The following is a 20,917-nucleotide window of genomic DNA, read 5'->3' on the forward strand; positions in this document are numbered from 1 at the left end:
TCAGGACGTCCTTTGCTCTTGGTTGATTCCGGCCCCGGCAGGTGGGAGGTCGCCGGCGGTCTTGCCGTAACCGAGGGACTCGACGATCAGCCCATCGCGTACGAGTACGAGCGTCACGCCCCGGACCGAGTCGGCCGGTCCGTCACCGAAGCGGTAGCGCCAGCGGACGGTCGCCCGTTCGCCGGTGACGATCACGGCCTCCGGGTCGAAGCGGCCCCTACGGTCCTCGGCGAGTGCCCGGCAGAACTCCAGGCACGCGGCGCGGCCTTCGTAGCGGGCCCCTTCCGGGGCCGGCTCTTTCGCCTCCATCACACAGTCGTCGGCGATCAGGTCGGCGAGTGAGGAAGCGTCATGGTCGATGAAGGCACGGTTGAAGCGGTGGATGACCTCCGCCGTGGTACGGAACGACGACATGCCGCGACCCCCTCGGAAGTGGAGTGATCCGTCTGCTGCGCTCGGTGCGGGCCGCCCTGCCGGGCAGCCGGTCTACCCACCGGTGCACATGCCGTCCTGATGCCGGCACCCGACAGTTCCGACGGCCGGCAGGACCTGGCTCGGCCCCGGCCCGGGGGCACCCGGTCCATCGTGTTCTCGCTGCGAGCCGGGCCCGGCATCCGTGACGGCGGGTGCGGGAATCGCGTGTTCGACGGCGCGGCTGACGTGCTCCCACGCCGCCCAGGTGTCCATCGCTGAGACCTTCCCGGGCGAACTTGCTGGCGCTGTACAGGCCAGAACTGGGAAAGCCGCCCAGCGCGGCGATGCTGGAGACCTGCACCAGATGGCCGGAGCCGTGCTTGCGCAGGACCGGCATGACGGCCTGGGCAACCCACAGCGCGCCGAAGAAGTTGAGGTCCAGTTGGGCCCGGGCCTCGGCTTCGGTGAACTCCTCGACCATGCCCATCGCCAGCATTCCGGCGTTGTTGACGACGATGTCGAGCCGGCCGAAGTGGCCGACCGCCTCGGCGACGGCGGCGAACACCGCGTCGCGATCGGTCACGTCCACCCCGAGGGGCAGGACCTTACCGGGGTGGGCGACCGCAAGCGCCTCCAACGGGGCTGTGGTGCGGGCCGCGACCGCTACGCGGTCGCCGCTCATCAGCGCTGCTTCGGCGAAGGCGTGGCCGAGGCCCCGGCTCGCGCCGGTGATGAACCAGACGCGGCCGGCGGTGTCGGCTGGGGTGTGCATGTGCGCTATTCCTGTCTGAGAGGTGAGGTGCCCGGGTCCGAGAGGTGAGGTGCCCGGGCGCACGCAATTCGCCGGGTGTGGTGTGTCGATCCTTCAGCGTCTCGCCGCGCCCATCAACGTCGAAGATCAGTAAGATCCGATAACTCAGGCTTATGACGGGGGTCGGCTACACGTGGAAGTACGTGACATCGAGATATTCCTGACGCTGGCGGAGGAACTGCACTTCGGCCGTGCGGCCGCACGGCTGCACCTCACCCAGGCACGCGTCAGTCAGTCGATTGGCCGTCAGGAGCGCAAACTCGGGGGCCTGTTGTTCGACCGGTCCAACCGCCGCCAGATCCGCCTGACCGCACTCGGCCGCCAGCTGCGTACCGACCTGTTGCCGGTCTACGCCAATCTGCGGGACAGTCTCGAACGCGCCCGGATGACCGCCCGCGGCAAGACCGAACGTCTGCGCGTAGGCATGATGCCGTTCAACGTCCCGGATCTGCACCACTTCTGGAAGACGTTCCAGGCTCGGCACCCCCAGTGGGAGCTGCAGATCCGCAGGGCCCCCTATGTCGACCCGTTCGGACGGCTCCGCGACGGCGACATGGATGTGTTCATCACCTGGCTGCCGGTGGACGACCCCGATATCACCGTCGGCCCGGTCCTCTTCCATGACCGTCGGGTCCTGGCCGTCTCCGCGGTCCACGAACTCGCCGACAGAACCGTCGTGCCGGTCGAGGCCCTGGCCGACTTCGCCCATGCCATGCCCCCCGAGATGCCCGACTACTGGGAGGACGGCTACCTGCCGTTCTACACGCCCCGAGGCCAGACGCTGGAGCGTGTCGAGCAGGTCACCAATGCCGACGAACTGATCCACCTGGTGATCACCGGCGAGATCGTCCACCCCTTCCCCTCACACGTCACCCGCTACTGGTCCGCGCTGTCCCACGTGCGCTTCGTACCCGTCCCCGACATGGGAACCATCCCTTACGCACTGGTGTGGCGCAGGGACGCCGAAAACGAAGCCATCCGCGCCCTCGCCCAGACCGTCCGCGATATCGGCGCCGTGCGATTCTGACGACGCCGGCGGGAAACCCCCCGTGCCGGGCTCGCGAACGGCGACGGCAGCCGTGCTGTGCCCACAGTTGGAGGGCGCGCATGGCTTCCTCGGCCAGGCGACGCGGGCCTCGCTGAGCAGCTTCGGTCACTCCGGATCCCGCCTGGCTGAGGGTGGCCCACGAGGAGCGACCGTCGTGGAGATATCCGTCGACGGTGCCGTCGTCGCGGGTCCGGGTGAAGACCTCCACGTCGGGCAGACCGACACGGAGGGCGAACAGCACGTTCGCGTCCTTCAGCCGGTCCGGGGTGAAGGAGACGGCGCCCTGGTGGTCGGGCGGGTGGTCGCCATGGACCTCGTCCGGGCCCGAGCATGGCGCGCCCGAGAGTGCGCCATGGTGAGAACGCTGGAGGGTGGCTGGAACGGTGTCCGCGCGAAGAGCGTCAGTGCTCACAGCCCGGGTCGCGGTGACGGGTCACGGCCATGCGTGACAGGGCCAGAGTGGCGGCAGTGATCCCGGGCCACAGCGCTCCCATGACGACGTGGAGGAGACCGAGCCAGGCGACCTCCGCACGGCTGTACAGGGCGGCCTGCGCACCCAGACTCAGCAGGCACACCAAGCCGACGTACACCGTCATCCAGCGATAGAAACGGTGCAGGGGCGGTTGCGACCGCCAGCTCGGTGGGCCGCCCACGACCCGGTTCGCGACCAGGCCGGCCAGGGGACGCCCTGCCAGTACCGACAGCAGGCAGGCCGCCGAGGAGGCCGCGGGCAGCAACATGGGCAGCAGGAAGAAACCCCGTGCCTGCCCGGTACCGGCCGCCACGGCCGCGCAGACCACCGCCAGCAGAGCGCCCACTGCCGCATGCTGGAGGTACCGGCGGGTCCACAGACCAACGGCCAGAACCAGTACACCGGTCACGGTGGCCGCCACGAGCGCGGTCCGCGGCCCCTCGGCACCGTAGGCGACCACGAACGCCAGGGTCGGCGCCGTCGTAGCCGCGAACCCAGGAAGGCGGTCGTTCATCGTGCCCCCAAGCCGAAAAGCCAGGTGACCCCGTGCACGGGCCCGAACAACGCGGCGATCTCCCGGGCATCCCTGGTCGCGATGTTGACCAACAATGCGGCGAGGCTGACCAGTTCGATGGTTGCCGAGACGTGCAGCGGCCTGCGTACGCCCCGTGACGCGGGCACGGATCCGGAGTTGGCGGTCATGGGTCACACTTCCGTGGTGGGGCGACGATCGCCGCGAGCACGTACGGCATGAGCAGGAGCTTGGGTCAGCGCGGCTACCGCGCGCCGGCGGCGGGGAACATCGGCACAATCCCCTGGTCGCGCCAGACGACACCGCGACGCTCGTAGGCGAACAGGTGCTCCACCGCGAGCGCGACTTTCGGCCCGACCTCCCGTTCCAGCAGATACAGGCCCAGATCCAGGCCAGAGGTGACGCCGCCGGCGGTGACCAGGTCGCCGTCGTCGACCACCCGGCCCGGGACCACGTGCACACCGCCCGCGCCCAGCAGGTCCAGACCCTGGTGATGGGTGGTGGCGCGGCGGCCGTGCACAAGCCCGGCCATCGACAGCACCAGCGACCCGCCGCAGACCGTGGCCACCGTGGTGCCCTCTGCGGCCAGCGCGTCGGCCAGCAACGTCGGGAGCTTGGTGGTCAGCGCGTGGCCGAGGGTCACGGGAATCTGATCCTCGGCAGAGTCGTCCGCGCCCTGCCCCGGGAGCCTGCCGGCCGCGCCCGGCACAACGACCAGGTCCGCGCGATCCGGGGCCAGAGGAGCGGCGGCCGTCAGCGCGACGCCGGGTATTCCACTCGGTACCTGCCTGGCCCCTTCCGCACAGACCAGTTCGACGGTCACCCGGTCGGTGAAGGCCTGGGCGGCGCTGAAGATCTCGAACGGAGCGATGACATCCAACGGGTCGAACCCGTCGAAGAGGACGAACTGTGCCAGCATCAGCGACTCTCATTTCTCTCGGTTCCTGACTGCCCGGCTCACGCTAGGCGGCACGACACACCCCGACCATGGGCTGGAATGACACACCTCAACGAGTTCTCGCCACTCCGCCGACCAGTGCCTTCCTGACCCTCAACTTCATGACCTGCACGGTGTGTTACGGCAGCAAGCGGGCGTAGCCTGCAGGGATGCACACCGTGGCGATTCTTGCGCTGGACCAGACGGTGGCCTTCGACATGGCCATCCCGGTCGAGGTGTTCGGACGCGTACGCCTGCCGGACGGGCGTCGTCCCTACCGGGTGCGCGTCTGCGGAACCGGGCCGGAGGTGCCGACCGAGACGTTCACCATCCGCGCGCCCTGGGGGCTGGACGGCTTGGCCGGTGCCGACACCATCATCGTGCCCGGCCGGGAACAGCACGCGGAGCCGCCCCCGGCCGAGGCTCTCCAGGCACTGCGTGACGCCGCCGCCGACGGTGCGCGCATCGCCTCGATCTGCGGCGGCGCCTTCACCCTGGCCGCCACCGGCCTGCTGGACGGCCTGGCGGCGACCACCCACTGGATCGCCGCCGACCAACTCGCCCAGCAGTACCCGAACATCGACGTGCGCCCGGACGTCCTCTACGTGGACAACGGCCAACTGCTCACCTCCGCCGGGGCCTCAGCCGGCATGGACCTGTGCCTGCACCTGGTCCGCCGCGACCTGGGCTCAGCCGTCGCGGCGGACGCGGCCCGACTGGCCGTCACCCCCCTGGAGCGAGAAGGCGGCCAGGCCCAGTACATCGTCCACGAACCCCCGCCGCTGCCTCGCGGCTCACTTCTGGAACCGACGCTGACCTGGATCCAGGACCACCTCGGCGAGGATCTCACTCTGGAGGCCATGGCCTCGCGCTGCGCCATGAGCACCCGCACCTTCAGCCGCCGCTTCCGCGAGCAGACCGGTACGACCCCCCTGCAGTGGCTGCTCCGCGCACGCGTCCGACACGCCCAGTACCTACTGGAGCACAGTGATCACCCCGTCGAACGTATCGCCGTGCAGGCGGGTTTTGGATCCGCGACCGCCTTCCGCGAACGGTTCAAACGCGTCACCGGCACAACACCGCAGACCTACCGGACCACCTTCCGCCGCCCTCACTGAAACCCGGGGCACGCCCACTGCGGTGGTTTCACCGACGGCCGGTCCCATCAATGGTGTCGGCAACCCTGCGGGCCAACGCCCACTCGCCGTACGTGCCCCAGCCTAGGGCGCGGCGGGCGGTGCCGGGGTGGGGCGGTTCCACTCGCGGGTGACCCAGGCGTCCACCCGCGACCACTGGTCGGTCAGCCACCACTGACGGGCCTGCCGCTCGGCCGGTATCGCACGGGCGGGCACGCTCCACCAAGTGGCGCGGACCGCCCGCCGCAGGGGGATCGACTGCCACAGCCGGGCCGGGGAGTCGATCCGATCGAGACCGGTGTGCGCGACGAAGGCGACCGCCGCTCCGGCATCGCCCGCCCCCGACAGTGCCGCGAGCGATCCCTCCATCCTGGGTGGCAGGACGTGCTGCTCATGGCGGGCGCGAGCCGCTCGCCGCAGCTGGCCGGTGCGGTTGAGCCAGCCGATGGCCCGCCGCCTGCGACGCTCTGTGAAGTTGCCGCCCTCAGGGAACATCACCAGCGCCTCCCCCGGGCGCAGTGCGGCCGCCAACAAGCCGATGGCCGCCGAGGTCCCGGCTTCGGCCCGGTGGGGGACGAAGCAGTGCGGCAGGCGGCTGAGCACGATGTCCAGACACGGGTCCCAGCGGAGGAACTGCTTGAGGACGACCTGGGGGCGCAGGCCCGCGCGGCAGAGGAGACCGTGCACCAGCAGGATGGAGTCTCCGGGGCCGGCATGGCGGGCAAAGACCACTATGCCCTCGCCCGGCCGTTCCGTACTCGAAGGGATCGGCGGGATCGGCGGGTCGACCTCGACTCGTAGCGAGAAGATCCATCGCGAGCACGTGACCAGGAAGTCCAGCAGCCGCGCCAGCACTCGGTAGTTGAGCGTCACCAGACGCTCTTCGCGGTCTCGGCCCCCGCCCAGGCAGCGCAGTCGCACGCCACCTGCCGCGAGCACCCCGCCCAGGTCGGCGATGAGGTATACGAGGACATAGAGAGCCAGCCGTTGGGGCTGCCAGGCCCGCCCGGACCGTCCGGCGAACAACGACAGCGGCGCCAGCACCAGCGTCACCAGCAGCAGAGCCCCGGCGACGGGGATCAGGACGACGAGTGCGGGCACGCTGACGCATCGCCTGGCCACATCACGAGCGCCGACCGCGCGACTCATGACGCTGCGTCCCTGCGGGGCTTTCCTGCGGCTGCCAGGTAGGCGGCCGACGCTTCGTACGCCAAGTCCATCCGCCGCGCGGAGAGGCCGAAGTCGCGGTGGCGGAACTTCCGACCGGCGAGGTCCTCTCCCTTGCCGGACGCCGCTCCCGTGGGCAGCAGGTGTACCTCGACTTCCGGAGGCAGATCGGTCATGTCCCGGGTGAAGCGATGGCGACGGGCGATCTCGAAGGCCACGGCAGCCACCTCCCAGGGCGCCCGGGGAACTTGCAGTGGCCGCTCAACGCGTCCGACCTGGAGCACGTAGACGGTACGGGCTCCGGCAGCGACCGCGCGGCCCACCGGGATGCTGTTGATCAGGCCTCCGTCGACGAAGTGCTCGCCGTCGATTTCGAGCGGCGGCAGGAGCCCCGGGACCGCGCACGAGGCCATGACCGCCGGGACCAGAGGCCCCTGGGTGAACCAGCGTTCGGCGGCACCTTCGATACTCGCCGCGACGCACTGGAACGGCACCGCGAGATCCTCGATGTGCCGTGCGGGGAGCCAGGTTTCCAGGAGTTCGCGCAGCGGTGCGGAGGAATAGACGTGGGTCCGGTTCCGGGCGGCGAGCCGAAGGCTCTGGAGAACCGAGCCGGAGAACACGCCCGAGCGGCCCAGGCTCCCCCACAACTCACCCAGCTGCGCCACGGCCTTCGCCGTCGGCTCGGCCGCGATCGCCGCGCCGTTGATCGCGCCCACGGATGTTCCGATCACCAGGTCCGGGCGGATTCCGTTCTCGATCAGTGCTCTCAGCATCCCGACCTCGTAGGCGCCCAGTGCCCCGCCTCCGCCCAGGACGAACGCACAGCGGTAATCCGTGCTCTTTCCCTCGAGTTGCCTTGTCATGGCATCGTCGCCCATACCCTGCGCTTGCCCCGCCCCGGCCGTCCCATCCACTCCCCCGAGTGGGACATCAACCAGCGCTCTGCGAAAGCAGTCTGGACCACCCCCGCGACCAGACGCGCCTTGTCAGCGTGGACGACCTGTGGGCAGCTACGCTGCGCCGACCTGGAGCCCGCAGGGCGCGCGGATCGTCCCGGCCGTTCCCGTTCCCCCGCCGGGTCAGCGCCCGATCAGCGCCCGCGCCCGGCGCCGGACTCCCGGGTCGCGGCTCCCTCCTCGATCACCAACCCGTCTGTTTCCCTCACTTGCCGCGAGCGCGTCTTGCTAGAGTGCCATACCAAACCTTTTGGTATGGCGTGAGGAGAGACAGCGTGAGCGCAGGAAGTTCGGCGTGGCTGGAGCAGGGCTTGGTGCTGCTGGCGGAGCAGGGCGCGCCGGCGGTGACGCTGGAGCGGCTGTGTGAGCGCATGAGCATGTCGAAGGGCGCCTTCTACCACCACTTCGGATCGATGCCGAAGTATCGGACCCGGCTGCTCGACCACTTCGAGGCCAGTTTCACCACATCGATCATCGACCGGCTGGAAGCGATCGAATCTCTCCCGGCGCGGGAGAGGTTGAGCAGGCTCCTGGCAGAAGCGACCAAGGACGCCGGCCTGCCACTGGGGGTAGCGATGCGGGCCTGGGCGAAACAGGATCCGGAAGCGGCGCGGGTGCAGGAGCGGGTGGACGCCACACGTATCGAATATCTGCGGGGACTGTGCGAACAGGCCGGCTACAGCAAGCCGGATCAGACGGCCAGGATGCTCTACCTGATGCTGGTCGGCGCGGAGCACCTGATGCCCCCGCTACCCAAAGCAGAGCTGCGTGACATGTACGAGCTTCTGCTTCCGCTGCTGGAGCAATCGGCGTCCTGACTACTCCCCTGCTCCCCCCCCCGTACAAAGGAGGACACACACTATGAACATCATCGACGCCACTCCCGAACTTGCCTCCATACTTTCCGGCGCGGACCACGTGGACGTGAAGCGGACCGAATCCGAAGCGACCCTGCGGGAGTTCGTCGCGGGAGCCTTGAGTTGGCAGCCCGGATGGATGAAGGTGTTGTTCCGCGCCAGGACGGTCCTGGCCAGGCTCCTGCGACTGCGCGATCCCCACATCCCGGCCGGCCGGCCGCTACGGCCCGAGGAGATCTCCTTCATCCCCGGCGCCAAGGTCGCCTTCTTCACCGTCACTGACGCCGCTGTCGACCGGTACATCGTCCTGGAAGCAGCCGACACCCATCTGACCGCCTCTCTCGCGATCGTCACCGCACCCTCGGCAGACGGTTGCGCCCGGTTCGAGGTGGCCACCATCGTGAAGTACCACCGGTGGACCGGGCCGCTCTACTTCAACGTCATCCGCCCCTTCCACCACCTGATGACGCTCGGCATGACACGCGCAGGCACACGCTCCACAGCCAGTGCGGCGCAAACGAACCCCGCATCGTGAACGTGCAAACGCAAGCCCACAATCCCGTCGTTCGAACGCCTCGGGTTTCTTCGCCTACGGGTTCCTGCTGTCGCAGAGCCGGCCGGGGTGCGTTGGGCAGCAGCACGGCGCTTTCGGCCAGGTACTCGCATGGGCGCCAACCCCGACCAGCTCAGTGACCCCGCCAGGATCCTCGCGGGGTAGGTGCTCCGCACCCCTTCGGTTCCTGACAGGCCGAGAAGGCGCCCCCTCCAAGCGGAGAAGGCGCCCCCTCCGGCAGCAGACGTTCCAGCCCCGGCAGTGCCGTACGGTGCGGGGCGGTGCGGTGCGCGAAGGCATACGTACGGGGCCCGCCACCGCCAAAGGCGCGGAGACGGACCCCATCCAGGTACGACACGGTCGCTCAGCAACGGCCCGTGCACCCGCAGGTGACGTGTCCGCGCCCCGCCGGAGGGAACCGGAGTACCGGTCGCGGTCAGCGCGAACGCTGCCCGGTGATGAGGCGGTACACCAGGAGCACGATCACCGAACCGACGATCGCGGCGATCCACGTCGAGAGGTGGAAGAAACCATTGATGGAGTGCACACCGAAGATCACCTTGCCGAGCCAGCCGCCGAGCAGACCGCCGACGATGCCGAGCAGCATCGTCACAAGGCAGCCGCCCGGGTCCTTGCCGGGCGTGAGTGCCTTGGCGATGGCGCCCGCGATGAGGCCGATGAGAATCCAGGCGATGATGCCCACGGTGTGCGTCCTTTGCTGTAGGTGGTTCCGTAGAGAGCCCGACGGGGGTACCCCAGGGCTGTCCGCCGGTCGCTCCGACGCGGACGACCGGCGACATACGCATATCCGTTCGTGATCGCTCCACACGGGACCAAAGTCCTATTCCCTCCGACTGGCCCACTCGGCACCCACCCGTCGACAGATCCGGTCGACGGCCTCCGGTCGACGGCCGATCCGGTGACTGGTCCACCGGCGTTGGCGGTCGGGCAACCGGTCCAGGCTCGCTCGCACAGCTCAGCCTCGATCCACGCCCCCCTTGCCGGCCGCTGCGGCCGACACAGTCGGCGGGTGAGGCTAGCCCCCGGGCCGGTCGGGGGGTGCAGCGGATGGTACGGAGCGGACCCGCGCGGCGAGAGTGGGGCCCATGAACACGCCCAAGGCCCTGCTCGCCGCCCTGCTCATCCCACTCGGTGCCATCCTGGCCGTCACCCCGGCCGCCTCCGCCGCCGCACCGCCCGCCCCGGCCGCCGCATCGGCCACGGCCGACGCCACACCGGCCGCCCCGACCGCCCCATCCAACGCCGCCGACGCCGCCGCGCCCGCCGGCCCCAAGGGGGTCGCGGCGGCCGCCTTCCGCTCCCCCGAGGCGGCCCTCGGCCGGGTGGCCCACCCGCTGCGCACTACCGAGCCCCTCGGCGGCCTGGCCGACCTCCGTCCGTTCGGTCGGATGGTGGGGGACGCCCGGGTGGTGGGTCTGGGCGAGGCCACCCACGGCTCCCACGAGTTCTTCACCCTCAAGCACCGGGTCTTCCGGTACCTGGTCGAGGAGAAGGGCTTCCGGGTCTTCGCCCTCGAAGCCCCCTGGAGCACCGGGCTGCGGCTCGACGCCTACCTCCTGCGGGGCGAGGGCGACTTGCAGCAGATCATGGACGAGGAGTTCCAGGGCACCTACCGGTGGTGGAACCAGACCGAGTACCGCGATCTGCTCCAGTGGATGCGCGCGTACAACGTCAAGCATCCGAAGGACCCGGTTCGCTTCGTCGGCGACGACGGCGGGTTCGCCGGTACCGAGCTGTACGACAAGGTGAACGCCTACGCGGCCGCGGCACGCCCCGAACTCGTGCCGCAGCTCACGGAGCTGTACCGGGGCCTGCGGCCCACCACCGACGCCGAGACGTACGTCAACGACTACCTGTCGAAGCCGATGGCCGAACGGAAGGAACTCGCCGAGCGGACCGGCCGGGCGGTGGACCTGCTCAAGCAGCGGCCCGGCACGGGCGCCGACGCCGACGCGCATGCCTGGGCCGTCCAGCACGCCACGGCGATCCACCAGATGACCACGCTGTTCGCCTTCGACCTGGACGACCCGCGGGGCGTCACCGGCGCCATGCTCCACCGCGACCGGATCATGGCGGAGAACATCGCCTGGTGGCAGCACCGAACCGGAGACAAGATCCTGCTCGCCGCCCACAACGGCCACGTCGCCCTCAGGACGTACACCCCCGCCACCTATCCGCGGGTCCAGGGCGAATTCCTTCGCGAGCAGCTGCGCGGCGGCTACCTGAGTGTCGGCCTCACGTTCGGCCAGGGCTCGTTCAACGCCTTCGGCCAGGACGGCGGCGTCCACCGCTTCACCGTCGGCCCGGCCGCGCCCGGCACCGCCGAGCACACCCTGGACCGGGTTCGGTACCGCGACTTCGTGGTGGACCTGCGCAACGCCCCGGCAGCGGCCCGCGCCTGGCTCGCCGCGCCGCACCCCGTCAAGAACATCGGCGCCGCCTACCCCGGGACCGCGGACGCCCCGCAGATCCGGCTGACTCAAGCGCACGACGTCGTGATCCACCTCCAGCGGGTGGAGGCGGCCCGGACGCGCAAGTAACCGACGATCCGTGGCCACCCTGGGGCCCATTACTTTCACGACGGCCGGGCCGTCCCTCGCGATCGGCGGCCCGGCGGATGACGACCACGACGACCAAAGCCACGACGAGGCGGAGAGCGGAGAGCGGACATGCACGTTCCATCCGACCGGTCAGGGCGGGCAGCCCCGTCCTGTCGTTCCTCGCTCGTGACGTGGCGGACAGTACCCAGCCACAGAGTGGTTCGCGGGGACGTCAGAGCACGAAGACGCTCCTGCTGCCGTTCGGGTAGTAACTCTCACCGGGATAGACGAGCCAGGTGACCTCTCCCGTGCAGTCCGGCCCGGAGTGCACCTCCGCGATCGCGTCCGTGTGATTGGACACCACCGGCGGAACGAAGTCCCCCAGCGGGAAGCAGCCGGTCGGCTCCTCGTGGACCACACCGTCGATGATCAGGTACCCGTCGGCGGCGTAGGCGGTGCCAGGAACTGCGAGTGCGAGTGTCGCGGCCGCCACGCACGTCCCCAGCGCCCTCGCCATGCGTCGCATCATGCGCGTACCTCTTTCACCGTCACGTTTTCAGCGTCACGCGGCCGCACCCACGTGAGCCGCTTGCCAACTGAACGTAGACCACAGGTCACTCGCCGCCGCGTGCGCAGTGGGGGTTGTCCACCCTGCAGGCCAGCCGTGCGGCCATGCTGAATCGAAGGGGTTCCGCCGGCGTCGAGGTTGACCTCGATGGGATGGGGAGCCACAAGTGCTTCGGGAGAGCAGCGTGTGGGCAGGCCCCCGCTTCGGCCGGGAAGGGGGGTGGGAGACTGGCCGGTATGGATATCCGCAGCAGGAACAACGTCACCGTCACCGGCCGTACGGACGGGCGGGTGCTCGTGCTGGCGCACGGGTTCGGCTGCGACCAGAACATGTGGCGACTGGTGCTCCCCGCTCTGGCCGCGGAGTACCGGGTGGTGCTCTTCGACTACGTGGGCTCGGGCCGGGCGGACGCCTCGGCCTGGGATGAGCGGCGCTACAGCTCACTGGAGGGCTACGCACGCGACGTACTGGAGGTCTGCGAGGAGCTGGACCTGCGGGATGTGACCTTTGTGGGGCATTCGGTCAGTGCGATGGTCGGAGTCCTCGCGGCGGCGAAGGCACCGCAGCGGTTCTCCCGTCTGGTGATGGTGGCGCCGTCTCCCTGCTATATCGACGACGCCGGATACCGGGGCGGCTTCAGCGCGGACGACATCGACGAACTGCTGGAGTCTCTGGAGTCGAATTACCTGGGCTGGTCGGCGGCGATGGCCCCGGTCATCATGGGGAACGCGGACCGGCCGGAACTCGGCGAGGAGCTGACCGCCTCGTTCTGCGCCACAGATCCGGACATGGCGCAGGTCTTCGCCCGCACGACGTTCCTGTCCGACAGCCGCGAGGATTTGAAGACGGTCACTGTGCCGACGCTGGTCCTGGAGTGCACGCAGGACATGATCGCTCCCCGCGAGGTCGGCGCCTTCGTCCACGCCGCGATCCCCGGAAGCCGACTGGTGACGCTGGAGGCGACCGGCCACTGTCCGCAGCTGAGCGCACCCGAGGCTACCGCCGCGGCGATCACCAGCTTCCTCGGATCGACTCGATGATGTGCCCCACCCATCAGGACCCGGACGGGGAGCCCGACGTGGATGCCACCGACGCGTTATTCACCTCCCTGCTGGAGGACAGCGCTGAGGAGCTGTACGAACAGGCTCCCTGCGGCTACCTGTCGACGTTGCTGGACGGCACCATCGCGAAGATCAACACCACGTTGCTGGAGTGGCTGGGCCTGGAGCGGCCACAGGTGGTGGGCCGGATGCGGTTCACCGATCTGCTCACGGTGGGCGGCAAGCTCTACCACGAAACGCACTTCGCCCCGACGCTGCGGATGGAAGGCGAGATCAGCGGCATCGCCCTGGAGATCAGAGGCGCCGGCAGACAGCGGATACCCGTGCTGGTCACCGCGAAGGTGAAGACCAGCGAAGGGGGCGAGCCGGTGCTGATCCGCACCACTGTCTTCGACGCGCGCGACCGCCGCGCCTACGAGAAGGAACTGCTGCGCAGCCGCAAGGCGGCCGAACAAGCACGCCGGCAGGCCGAGGCTGACCGCGACCGCCTCCAGGAAGCCCTCGCCGTCCTTCAGCAAAGCCTGCTTCCCGCCCAACTGCCCGCCATCCCGGGCCTGGAGGCCGCCTCCTACTACCACACAGCCTCCCCGGACCTGCTCGGCGGAGACTTCTACGATCTCTTCCCCCTCGGCGCCGGCCAATGGGCGTTCTTCCTCGGCGACGTGTGCGGCAAGGGCCCCCAGGCCGCGGCGGTCACCTCGCTGACCCGCTACACCCTGCGCGCAGCTGCCCTGCACGACCCCGACCCCGTCACGGTGCTGACCACCCTCAACACCGTGCTGCACGAGCGGTACACCAGCGGCGACACCCGCTACTGCACCGCCATATTCGGCACCTTGCACCCCGGTGACGGCCAGGTCGAGGTGAACCTGGCCTCCGGCGGGCACCCCTCCACGCTGATCCAGCGCGCGGACGGCAGCGCCGACTACCTGCCCACCCCCGGCGGGATGCTCATCGGCGTCCTGCCCAAGGTCCAGTTCACCGCCGCCCGTACGCAGCTGTACCCCGGCGACACCCTGCTCGTCTACACCGACGGACTCACCGAGGCCCGCACCGGGCCCGGACGCGAACAGTACGGCGACGATGCCTTGCGCACCTTCGCCGCGGGCCGGCCACCCGCAGGCCCCCAAGCTCTGGTCAGCGCCCTGACGGAACTGATCAACGGTTTCGGCGCGGGCCTCGACGATGACACCGCGCTCCTCGCCTTCGGCATGCCTGCCTCCCTTACCACTCCCGCGAGCGAAGAACTGAAATGAGCCCGCTGACCATCACCACCCGCGACGCGGCCACCGGTCCCGTACTGGAGATCACCGGTGACCTCGACCACGCGACGGCACCGCAACTCCGCAAGGCCGTGGATCAGCTCACCGTTACTGGCGGGCAGGTCCTGGTCATGGACCTCGGCGGCCTGCAATTCTGCGACTCCAGCGGCATCACCGCCCTGCTGGCCGCCCGAAACCTGGCCATCGAGCAGGGCGGCGACATCGCCCTGGCGGCCGTCCCGGCCAACACCGCCCGCATCCTGGCCATCGTGGGCCTGGACCGGGTCTTCACCATCCACCCCGACACGGTCCTCACCCATAGCGGTCCCATAGGCCGTTCCGGTCTGCCACCCTGGTGTGATGGCCAGTGAACTGCCACCGGGGCATCCGCCGCGCGTCCTCAACCCTCTATGGATCATCGCACTGTTCCTGGGTCTCTCAGAAACGACGGTAGGTATCGCTGCCGCTCAGTCAAGCGGCTGGGTTCAAGGGCTGCTCGCGGTGTTCGCCGTGTCGTTTCCCGTCCTGGTCTCCACCGTTTTCTTCATCATCCTGTGGCAGCGGCCGGAAGTGCTCTACGCGCCCGGGGACTTCCCCGAACACGTGCCGATCAACACCTATGTGGACGGCATGCGCCGGAGGTCTGTGCGTGATCCCGAGACCATCCAGGCGGTAGTCAACGACACCCTGCGGACCGTGCTGCCGACTGCTCTCGCCAATCCTTCAGAGATCTCCGACGTACTGGAGGAGGCGATGGCCACTGCCGAACAGACACTCGCCGAGCGCACGCTGACCGTCGACATCAGCCCCATCACCGGGGCTCCAGGAGATGTGTTCCGCTGCACGCTCTTCAGCACGCAGACGGTGAGTGATTTCCTCGACGCACTGTGGGCAGACGCCCTCCACGGTTTCGTCCCACCTCTCCGGTACGGCCGGGACTGGGTTCTGATCGACCAGCGCAGCAATCAGCAGCTCAGGGGCCTGGGGTCCGAATGGGCGCGAGGAAACAGTACGGAGAGCGACGAAAGGCCGCTCAGTGACGCGGGTATCACCCCCGCATCACAACTGGTCGCCGTGCGCTTGGACACCAATACCCGCGGTCGCTTGCCCCGCCCTTACGAAGCTGATGCGGTTGTAACCCGTTGAGGGCTGCCCCCGGGGGCAGGTTGGCGACCACTCCAACGAGCGCGCAGTAGCGGACTCGCCTGCGATGATGACGGCGTGCCAGAGCCAGGGACCACTGCCGTCGTTGTTGTCTTGCCGGATGCCACCCCGCTCCTCGATGCGGCGTGGCGTATCGACCCGGCTCTGGTGCGTCGTGGGGTGCCGGCTCACGTCTCGCTTCTCTACCCGTTTGTGCCGGAATCGGCGCTGACAGATCAGGACGAGAAGGGCGTGCGTCGTCTGGCGGCGAGTTTCCCGGCAGCTGATCTGCTCTTGGAGGAGGTCGTGACAGAGTCCGGCTTCGTCGCCGTCACCGTTCCGGGACTGCAGCCGATTGTCGATGCGTTCCGCGCCCAGTGGCCCGGGTTGCGCCCGTACGGGGGCCGCTTCGGGACGCAGCCCGCCGCCCATGTCACGGTCGCTATGGGTACGGACGACCCGACAGCTGCCGCCCATGTCCGCGCTGCGATCGGCAGCCTGCTGCCGCTGCGGACCCGTGCGACGGCGGTCCAGCTGGTGGTGCTGACGGAGGAAGGCTGGCAGCCGCGGTTCACCGTGCCGCTCGGCGTCCCGGACGGTCCGTAGACGCCGCCCGCCAGTCCCCCCGCCACAGCCCGAGACAGGCAGCCCCTCTCCTCGGCCGCCCCCTGGAGTTCCTGCGGCGCGCAGGACCGGACCCGGAAAACCGCCGCCTGGACGACTCCTGGACGACCCGCTGCTCATCGAGTGGCGCGGGCGTCGTCGGCCGTCCTTGGCTGAGGGGGTGATCCCCGATCAGCGGCGGCCGGTGGTCAGACTGACGAGGAACTGGCCGCCGCCCGCCTCGACGCCGGCGGTCACCGGCAGCCCCGGCAGCAGTCGGGAGAACCTGTCCACCAGCCAATCCGCCGCCTCTTCGGCATCCTTCCTCGTCGGACAGCGGCCCACCACCTCGCGGCCCCCCTTGCGCTCCAGCCTGTCGCCAACGGCGATCAGCGGCGCGGGGTCGACTACGTACAGGTGCTCCGGCCAGGCGATGACCACCTTGACCGCGCCCTTGCGGCTGTTGCACCCGCGGTGCGCGAGCCGCTCGGCGACCTTGGCCTTCCGGTCGACGGTGCGGCTGTCGACGCTGGGCCCCCGCGGATCGTTAACTGACTTGTCGGGGTCGACCGCTTCGTCGCACACCCAGCAGCGCCAGCCGTCGCGCTCACCCACATCACCAAGAAGACTCATCCGAGCAAAGTAACCTGTCCGGCCGCCACGCACGCACCAGGGCTCCGGTCGGCCAGCAGCTGCCCGCGTTCGGTCTGGGTGGGCCTGCTCGCTCTTCACCGGTCGCATGCTTCGAACGATCCATGAACGGCGGTTGGTTGTACGTGATCACGACCGTCGCGTCTGCCTTTGCCCGTGCGCGCCCGACGCCGACGCGATCTCCTCGCAGGTCCATGGAAACTTTGGTTGTCATCTGCCACATCGTAAACTAGAGTTGTCACATGATGGTCTCTGAGATCACACCGGAAGAGCAGGCAGAACTCGACAAGGCGCTGTACGACGCCTTGAATCCGCTGGCCTCGGCGATTCGCTCCCGACAGACCGGGTTGCCCGCGGAGCGTATGTGGGACGCGGATCCCATCGAAGTGGCGCTGTCCGTCCTGGCCGCTTGGAAGGTGATCGATGCCGAGGTCAGGCGGTTGACCGCGTACGCGGCAGCAACCGCGGGCTCCTACGGTGCCAGTTACGAGCAGATGGGAGCTGTCTGGGGCATCACCCGGCAGGGTGCCCGTAAGAAGTGGCCCGACGCCGTCAGCCGCTCGGCGCCCGCGACAGCGGGCAGGAGCGCGCTCGCGCTCTTCGGGGGGATTGCCGAGCTGGTGCGGACACCTTCCGGTGACTGGAGTTGGACAGGCATGGGCGCTGACGGGGCGTCCGCCGCAGCCCCCGATGGGACGCGCTACGCGACTGCGGAAGAAGCAGCAGCCCATGCGGGTGTTTTCCTCAAAGAACACGCCCTCGACGCCGTCGAGAATTCCTAGCATCAGGCAACGTCCGCCCTGTTCACCACCTCGCGGTGGCGTTCGTCGGCGGCGTGCTTGTTCCACCAGATGATGTAGCGGCCGAAGCGGCCGATCATGCAGGCAGCCTTGCTGTCTGTGGCTGGCGCCGTCGGTGCCGGTGCCGGTGCCGTCGAGGGTGCATTGGCGCAGGGCGGCGAACTGGGCCTCGATGCGATTGAGCCACGACCTGTGGGGCGGGGTATAGGCGATCTCCACCTGCTCGGCCGCCGCCCAGGTCCCGACCCGACCCGCCGACACCGCCTGAAGGCTGGAAACATGAGGGTGAGCTGGCGCGCCGACGGGGCAGGGTTCAGGTGTCAAAGCCATGATCAGGCTTGGTGGGCGCGGTGAAACCGCGCCGTAGGAAGCAGCAAAGGACGCATTCTGATGGCTACAGGCACGGTCAAGTGGTTCAACGCCGAGAAGGGCTTCGGCTTCATCCAGCAGGATGAAGGCGGCCCGGACGTGTTCGTCCACTTCTCCGCCATCCAGACCCAGGGGTTCAAAGAGCTCTACGAGAACGACAAGGTCTCTTACGACGTGACCCAGGGGCCCAAGGGCCCGCAGGCGGAAAACGTCGTGCGCGAGCAGGAGTAGGTATCACTCGTGGCGGCTCGGCACACCGGTCATCCGCTGTGGCGAGCCGCCCGGGCTCCCAAGTCGTTGACCTGATCATCCGGCGTTGTGCCGACGCGCAGGCTGGGCGGAAGGTCGATCATGGCGCCGGTTCCCGCCGCGTCATGGCCTGCTCGTCCCAGCAATACCAGTCTGTGCGCGCCCCATCGGGCAGTGCCGACCATAGGCACAGGCGTTAGGCATGGCACCCGTCCTGATGGTCGTAGTGCGCCATGGCGACGGCCCGGTACGCGCGGCCGTCGACCGACAGGTTGATCGCGGCGACCTCGTACGCATGTCCGCGTGGACGGCCATCCCCCCCCGACGCGGGCAGCCTCACGCCGTTCGTTCACCTTTCCGTTTTACGCGGTGGAGCCACCCCGACTCAGTGGCGATGCTGCTGTCCTGTCGTACTGAACCCGGGTGAATCCACTGAGCCAGTGATCGCAATGCGAGGTGAGGATCACCCCTGCCAGGTGAGTCTGGTGGGCAGCACGTCCGACCCCACCCACAGGAGCGGCCATGGGTACCAAGGACCAGTTCGAGGACAAGGCCAACGACCTCGCAGACAAGGCGAAGGGCGCGATGGGCAGCGAGAGGGACGAGGCGAGCGAACGCGCCTCCCAGGCCCAGGACGAAGCCAGCGAGGGCGCACGGGAGGAAGAGGGCGAGTTCAACCGGGATTATGACGCCTGACGAAGGGCCGCCGGCGGCTGGCCGGCGGAGCACCCAGGCGCGAAATCAACCGGGAACCTACAACGCGAGTGTGTCCGTGTCCGGCCAGGACTTGCCCGGCCGATTGTGCGACTGTGCGCTTGTGACGGACTCTCGGCGGAGACGCGGCGCTCAGCGCGTCAGAAGCACACACCGAGCGCCACACCCACTCCCGCGGGAGCTTGTTGGCAGGACGAGATGTAATCCACCTTCAGGACCGTGAACTCCCTGCGGCCCGCAGGCATCGTTACCTGCACCGTGTCGCCCACGGTGCGACCATCATGCCCTGTCGCTCCCGGGCAGCATGGTCACATCGAGGCATTGGACAGGCTAGAAAAGCGACAGACCGCCGAAACGATTACTCTGCGAATCCGCCCGATCACTCCCGGTAGCATGGGGGAACCACTCACCCCTTGGGAGCCACCTGTGCCGAAAACGAACCTGGTTCGTCTTGTCCCCGCTCTTGCTCTGGTAGCCGGCGCTCTGGTCTTCTCTGACGGCACACCCGCATCCGCGGCCAGCTCCTGTACCGGCAAGAAGGAGACGCGCAGCGCCGACAACTGTCGTCCACCGAAGTCAACCTGTGCCTCGCCGCCAGCAAGAAGGGCTGGTCCCACGGGACCATCAACTTCACCTGCTGGATCGGCCAGACCATCGGATGGGACCGGACCGACTGCACCCTTTCCGGCGCCGCGATTCTGACCAAGACCCAAGACGGCACAACCCAACGGGTCTACACGAAGCCCATCGCGCTGAAATACACCTACTCAACAAACGGGGACAGCGCCACCTACGCCCAGAACTTCACCTTCAACTGCACGCCCGGCGCCACCTACAGCTTCACCCTCAAGAACGCTCACACCGTTCACAACACCCTGGACAAGTACAAGGGAAGGATCGACCTCCCCGACCACGCCATCTCCGACATCGCCTGCAACTAAAGCACCACCCCTGCCACCGCGGGGCGGGGCGCCGCCTATCCAGGACCACGCAACGATGGGGGCAAGCGACGGGGCACTCCTGCCGCCGCCCGTCGCGCGGCATCCCCAACAGGCAGGAGGCCTCCCCCGCCGCACACGTCAGAGATCAAGTCGTACCTACGTGATGACCTCGGCGGTGCGTGCGGCTGTCAGCCACTGGGGGAACTCCTGCAGAAGCTGGTCGTACAGCAGCCCAGTGTCCACCGAGCGGGGGTCGCGGCCGGCGTGGAAGAAACCCGCGTTGTCGACGATGCGGCGGGCGGGTACGGCCAGGGTGTCGAGACGGTGCAGGAAGGCGAATTCCTTGTCGTCGGGATCGCCGAAGCCGACGAACTGCCAGAACAGTGGCAGGCGGGCGGCTTTGCACAAGTACCGTTCGGCGGCGGCCTTGCTGGTGGGCCCGCCGTCCGTCTGGAAGATCACCAGGGCGGGTTCCGTGCTGCCGGACCCAAGGTAGTGGTCGATGACCTCGTCCATGGCCCAGTGGTAGTTCGTGCGTCCCATGTGGCCGAGGTTCTCGTGCCACTTGTCGATTCGGCCCGGGTAGTTGTCGAGGCACAGCTCGGCGGAACCATCGACGTCGGTGGAGAAGAACACCACAGGTACGGTGCCGTCGTCGTCGAGGTGGACGGACAGAGACAGGACCTGTTCGCCGAAATACTGCATGGTGCCATCTTTGTAGTAGGGCCGCATCGAGCCGGACCGGTCCAGGACCAGATACACCGCGGCACGCACCCCCTCCAGGCCGTGTGCGTGCAGGCTGGCACCTGCCGTCTTGTAGAGGCTGACGAGGTCCGGGGCTTGGGCCCGTACTTTGGTCAGGTTAATCGCCGGAGCGGCGTCGTGTGCCTCGGTCATGGTCGCCGTTTCTGTAGCGGGTGCGGTCGCTGTAGCGTGCGTTCTCTGATCGCGATCCGGGGCCTACCGCGGGGACGTACACGCCGCAAGCCCCAACGTCTGTCGCCCGGCCGGGGCTAGGGCCTCGGCAAGTACCGCCGCGCCGCCTGTACATCGCGTTCAACACTTCGCCGCCGGGCACCGCGCTCGGTGGCCGGCCGGTCGCTCACCCC

24 protein-coding genes and 1 pseudogene are annotated in these 20,917 nt (G+C 68.6%); 13 read left to right on the plus strand and 12 right to left on the minus strand.

The window, feature by feature from the left end; all coding sequences use genetic code 11:
- Positions 1-414, minus strand: a complete 414-nt coding sequence (locus tag ABZ404_RS26165) for a nuclear transport factor 2 family protein (protein WP_358834722.1) — start codon at positions 412-414, stop codon at positions 1-3.
- Positions 350-1,186 (minus strand): SDR family NAD(P)-dependent oxidoreductase, encoded by an 837-nt coding sequence (locus ABZ404_RS26170; RefSeq protein ID WP_358990937.1) that lies wholly within the window; start codon positions 1,184-1,186, stop codon positions 350-352. Before ABZ404_RS26170 ends, ABZ404_RS26165 begins: the two co-directional genes overlap by 65 nt.
- 172 nt (positions 1,187-1,358) lie before the next feature.
- On the opposite strand from ABZ404_RS26170, the gene ABZ404_RS26175 reads away from it, so the two are divergent.
- On the plus strand, positions 1,359-2,252 hold the full coding sequence (locus ABZ404_RS26175; protein ID WP_358834721.1) for a LysR family transcriptional regulator: 894 nt from the start codon (positions 1,359-1,361) through the stop codon (positions 2,250-2,252).
- A 422-nt stretch (positions 2,253-2,674) separates the two neighbouring features.
- Here ABZ404_RS26175 and ABZ404_RS26180 read toward each other — a convergent pair whose 3' ends face one another.
- From ABZ404_RS26180 to ABZ404_RS26190, 3 genes are all read right to left on the minus strand, one after another.
- Complete coding sequence (locus tag ABZ404_RS26180; RefSeq protein WP_358834720.1) at positions 2,675-3,259, minus strand: DUF3159 domain-containing protein; 585 nt, start codon at positions 3,257-3,259, stop codon at positions 2,675-2,677.
- Entirely contained in the window at positions 3,256-3,447 is a 192-nt protein-coding gene (locus ABZ404_RS26185; RefSeq protein WP_358834719.1) for a hypothetical protein, read from the minus strand. Before ABZ404_RS26185 ends, ABZ404_RS26180 begins: the two co-directional genes overlap by 4 nt.
- A 74-nt stretch (positions 3,448-3,521) precedes the next feature.
- Positions 3,522-4,196, minus strand: coding sequence for a DJ-1/PfpI family protein (locus ABZ404_RS26190; RefSeq protein ID WP_358834718.1), 675 nt, complete (start codon positions 4,194-4,196; stop codon positions 3,522-3,524).
- 188 nt (positions 4,197-4,384) lie between these two features.
- Between ABZ404_RS26190 and ABZ404_RS26195 the strand changes: the two genes are divergently transcribed.
- Positions 4,385-5,332: a helix-turn-helix domain-containing protein gene (locus ABZ404_RS26195; RefSeq protein WP_358834717.1), complete on the plus strand. Its 948-nt coding sequence runs from the start codon at positions 4,385-4,387 to the stop codon at positions 5,330-5,332.
- Between the two features lie 102 nt (positions 5,333-5,434).
- Here ABZ404_RS26195 and ABZ404_RS26200 read toward each other — a convergent pair whose 3' ends face one another.
- On the minus strand, positions 5,435-6,451 hold the full coding sequence (locus tag ABZ404_RS26200) for a 1-acyl-sn-glycerol-3-phosphate acyltransferase (RefSeq protein WP_358834716.1): 1,017 nt from the start codon (positions 6,449-6,451) through the stop codon (positions 5,435-5,437).
- Between the two features lie 44 nt (positions 6,452-6,495).
- Positions 6,496-7,398, minus strand: a complete 903-nt coding sequence (locus ABZ404_RS26205; RefSeq protein WP_358834715.1) for a patatin-like phospholipase family protein — start codon at positions 7,396-7,398, stop codon at positions 6,496-6,498.
- Positions 7,399-7,751: 353 nt separating this feature from the next.
- Here ABZ404_RS26205 and ABZ404_RS26210 point away from each other — a divergent pair, with 353 nt between their 5' ends.
- The gene (locus ABZ404_RS26210; RefSeq protein ID WP_358834714.1) at positions 7,752-8,294 is read left to right on the plus strand and encodes a helix-turn-helix domain-containing protein; all 543 of its coding nucleotides are present in this window, start codon (positions 7,752-7,754) and stop codon (positions 8,292-8,294) included.
- Between the two features lie 43 nt (positions 8,295-8,337).
- A complete protein-coding gene (locus tag ABZ404_RS26215) occupies positions 8,338-8,868 on the plus strand; it encodes a DUF2867 domain-containing protein (protein ID WP_358834713.1) in 531 nt (176 codons plus the stop codon).
- A gap of 454 nt (positions 8,869-9,322) precedes the next feature.
- Here ABZ404_RS26215 and ABZ404_RS26220 read toward each other — a convergent pair whose 3' ends face one another.
- Complete coding sequence (locus tag ABZ404_RS26220) at positions 9,323-9,589, minus strand: GlsB/YeaQ/YmgE family stress response membrane protein (protein ID WP_358834712.1); 267 nt, start codon at positions 9,587-9,589, stop codon at positions 9,323-9,325.
- A 403-nt stretch (positions 9,590-9,992) separates the two neighbouring features.
- On the opposite strand from ABZ404_RS26220, the gene ABZ404_RS26225 reads away from it, so the two are divergent.
- Complete coding sequence (locus tag ABZ404_RS26225) at positions 9,993-11,447, plus strand: erythromycin esterase family protein (protein ID WP_358990940.1); 1,455 nt, start codon at positions 9,993-9,995, stop codon at positions 11,445-11,447.
- Between the two features lie 232 nt (positions 11,448-11,679).
- On the opposite strand, the gene ABZ404_RS26230 is transcribed toward ABZ404_RS26225, so the two are convergent.
- Positions 11,680-11,964: a hypothetical protein gene (locus tag ABZ404_RS26230; RefSeq protein WP_358990943.1), complete on the minus strand. Its 285-nt coding sequence runs from the start codon at positions 11,962-11,964 to the stop codon at positions 11,680-11,682.
- 287 nt (positions 11,965-12,251) lie between these two features.
- Between ABZ404_RS26230 and ABZ404_RS26235 the strand changes: the two genes are divergently transcribed.
- The 5 genes from ABZ404_RS26235 (at position 12,252) to ABZ404_RS26255 (ending at position 16,087) form a co-directional block, all read left to right on the plus strand.
- On the plus strand, positions 12,252-13,055 hold the full coding sequence (locus tag ABZ404_RS26235) for an alpha/beta hydrolase (RefSeq protein ID WP_358835215.1): 804 nt from the start codon (positions 12,252-12,254) through the stop codon (positions 13,053-13,055).
- On the plus strand, positions 13,055-14,332 hold the full coding sequence (locus ABZ404_RS26240; RefSeq protein ID WP_358835218.1) for a SpoIIE family protein phosphatase: 1,278 nt from the start codon (positions 13,055-13,057) through the stop codon (positions 14,330-14,332). The genes ABZ404_RS26235 and ABZ404_RS26240 overlap by 1 nt, the downstream gene beginning before the upstream one ends.
- Complete coding sequence (locus tag ABZ404_RS26245) at positions 14,329-14,709, plus strand: STAS domain-containing protein (protein WP_358835214.1); 381 nt, start codon at positions 14,329-14,331, stop codon at positions 14,707-14,709. The genes ABZ404_RS26240 and ABZ404_RS26245 overlap by 4 nt, the downstream gene beginning before the upstream one ends.
- A complete protein-coding gene (locus ABZ404_RS26250) occupies positions 14,699-15,484 on the plus strand; it encodes a hypothetical protein (RefSeq protein ID WP_358835213.1) in 786 nt (261 codons plus the stop codon). Before ABZ404_RS26245 ends, ABZ404_RS26250 begins: the two co-directional genes overlap by 11 nt.
- Positions 15,485-15,595: 111 nt before the next feature.
- Positions 15,596-16,087 carry a 2'-5' RNA ligase family protein gene (locus ABZ404_RS26255; RefSeq protein WP_358835212.1) on the plus strand — a complete coding sequence of 164 codons (492 nt, stop codon included), beginning with the start codon at positions 15,596-15,598 and terminating at the stop codon, positions 16,085-16,087.
- 189 nt (positions 16,088-16,276) lie between these two features.
- Here the strand turns inward: ABZ404_RS26255 and ABZ404_RS26260 are convergent, their stop codons facing one another.
- Complete coding sequence (locus ABZ404_RS26260; protein ID WP_358835211.1) at positions 16,277-16,717, minus strand: hypothetical protein; 441 nt, start codon at positions 16,715-16,717, stop codon at positions 16,277-16,279.
- Positions 16,718-16,977: 260 nt separating this feature from the next.
- Between ABZ404_RS26260 and ABZ404_RS26265 the strand changes: the two genes are divergently transcribed.
- Complete coding sequence (locus ABZ404_RS26265; RefSeq protein WP_358835210.1) at positions 16,978-17,517, plus strand: hypothetical protein; 540 nt, start codon at positions 16,978-16,980, stop codon at positions 17,515-17,517.
- Positions 17,518-17,519: 2 nt separating this feature from the next.
- On the opposite strand, the pseudogene ABZ404_RS26270 reads toward ABZ404_RS26265, so the two are convergent.
- Positions 17,520-17,820: pseudogene (locus ABZ404_RS26270) on the minus strand (hypothetical protein); the annotation flags it as partial.
- A gap of 105 nt (positions 17,821-17,925) precedes the next feature.
- On the opposite strand from ABZ404_RS26270, the gene ABZ404_RS26275 reads away from it, so the two are divergent.
- Positions 17,926-18,135 carry a cold-shock protein gene (locus ABZ404_RS26275; RefSeq protein ID WP_358835209.1) on the plus strand — a complete coding sequence of 70 codons (210 nt, stop codon included), beginning with the start codon at positions 17,926-17,928 and terminating at the stop codon, positions 18,133-18,135.
- A gap of 540 nt (positions 18,136-18,675) precedes the next feature.
- Positions 18,676-18,849, plus strand: coding sequence for a hypothetical protein (locus tag ABZ404_RS26280; protein ID WP_358835208.1), 174 nt, complete (start codon positions 18,676-18,678; stop codon positions 18,847-18,849).
- A gap of 1,115 nt (positions 18,850-19,964) precedes the next feature.
- Here the strand turns inward: ABZ404_RS26280 and ABZ404_RS26285 are convergent.
- Positions 19,965-20,705: a VWA domain-containing protein gene (locus tag ABZ404_RS26285; protein WP_358835207.1), complete on the minus strand. Its 741-nt coding sequence runs from the start codon at positions 20,703-20,705 to the stop codon at positions 19,965-19,967.
- Between the last annotated feature and the right edge of the window lie 212 nt (positions 20,706-20,917).

Source organism: Streptomyces sp. NPDC005878 (assembly GCF_040629815.1).
Classification (GTDB): Bacteria; Actinomycetota; Actinomycetes; order Streptomycetales; family Streptomycetaceae; genus Streptomyces.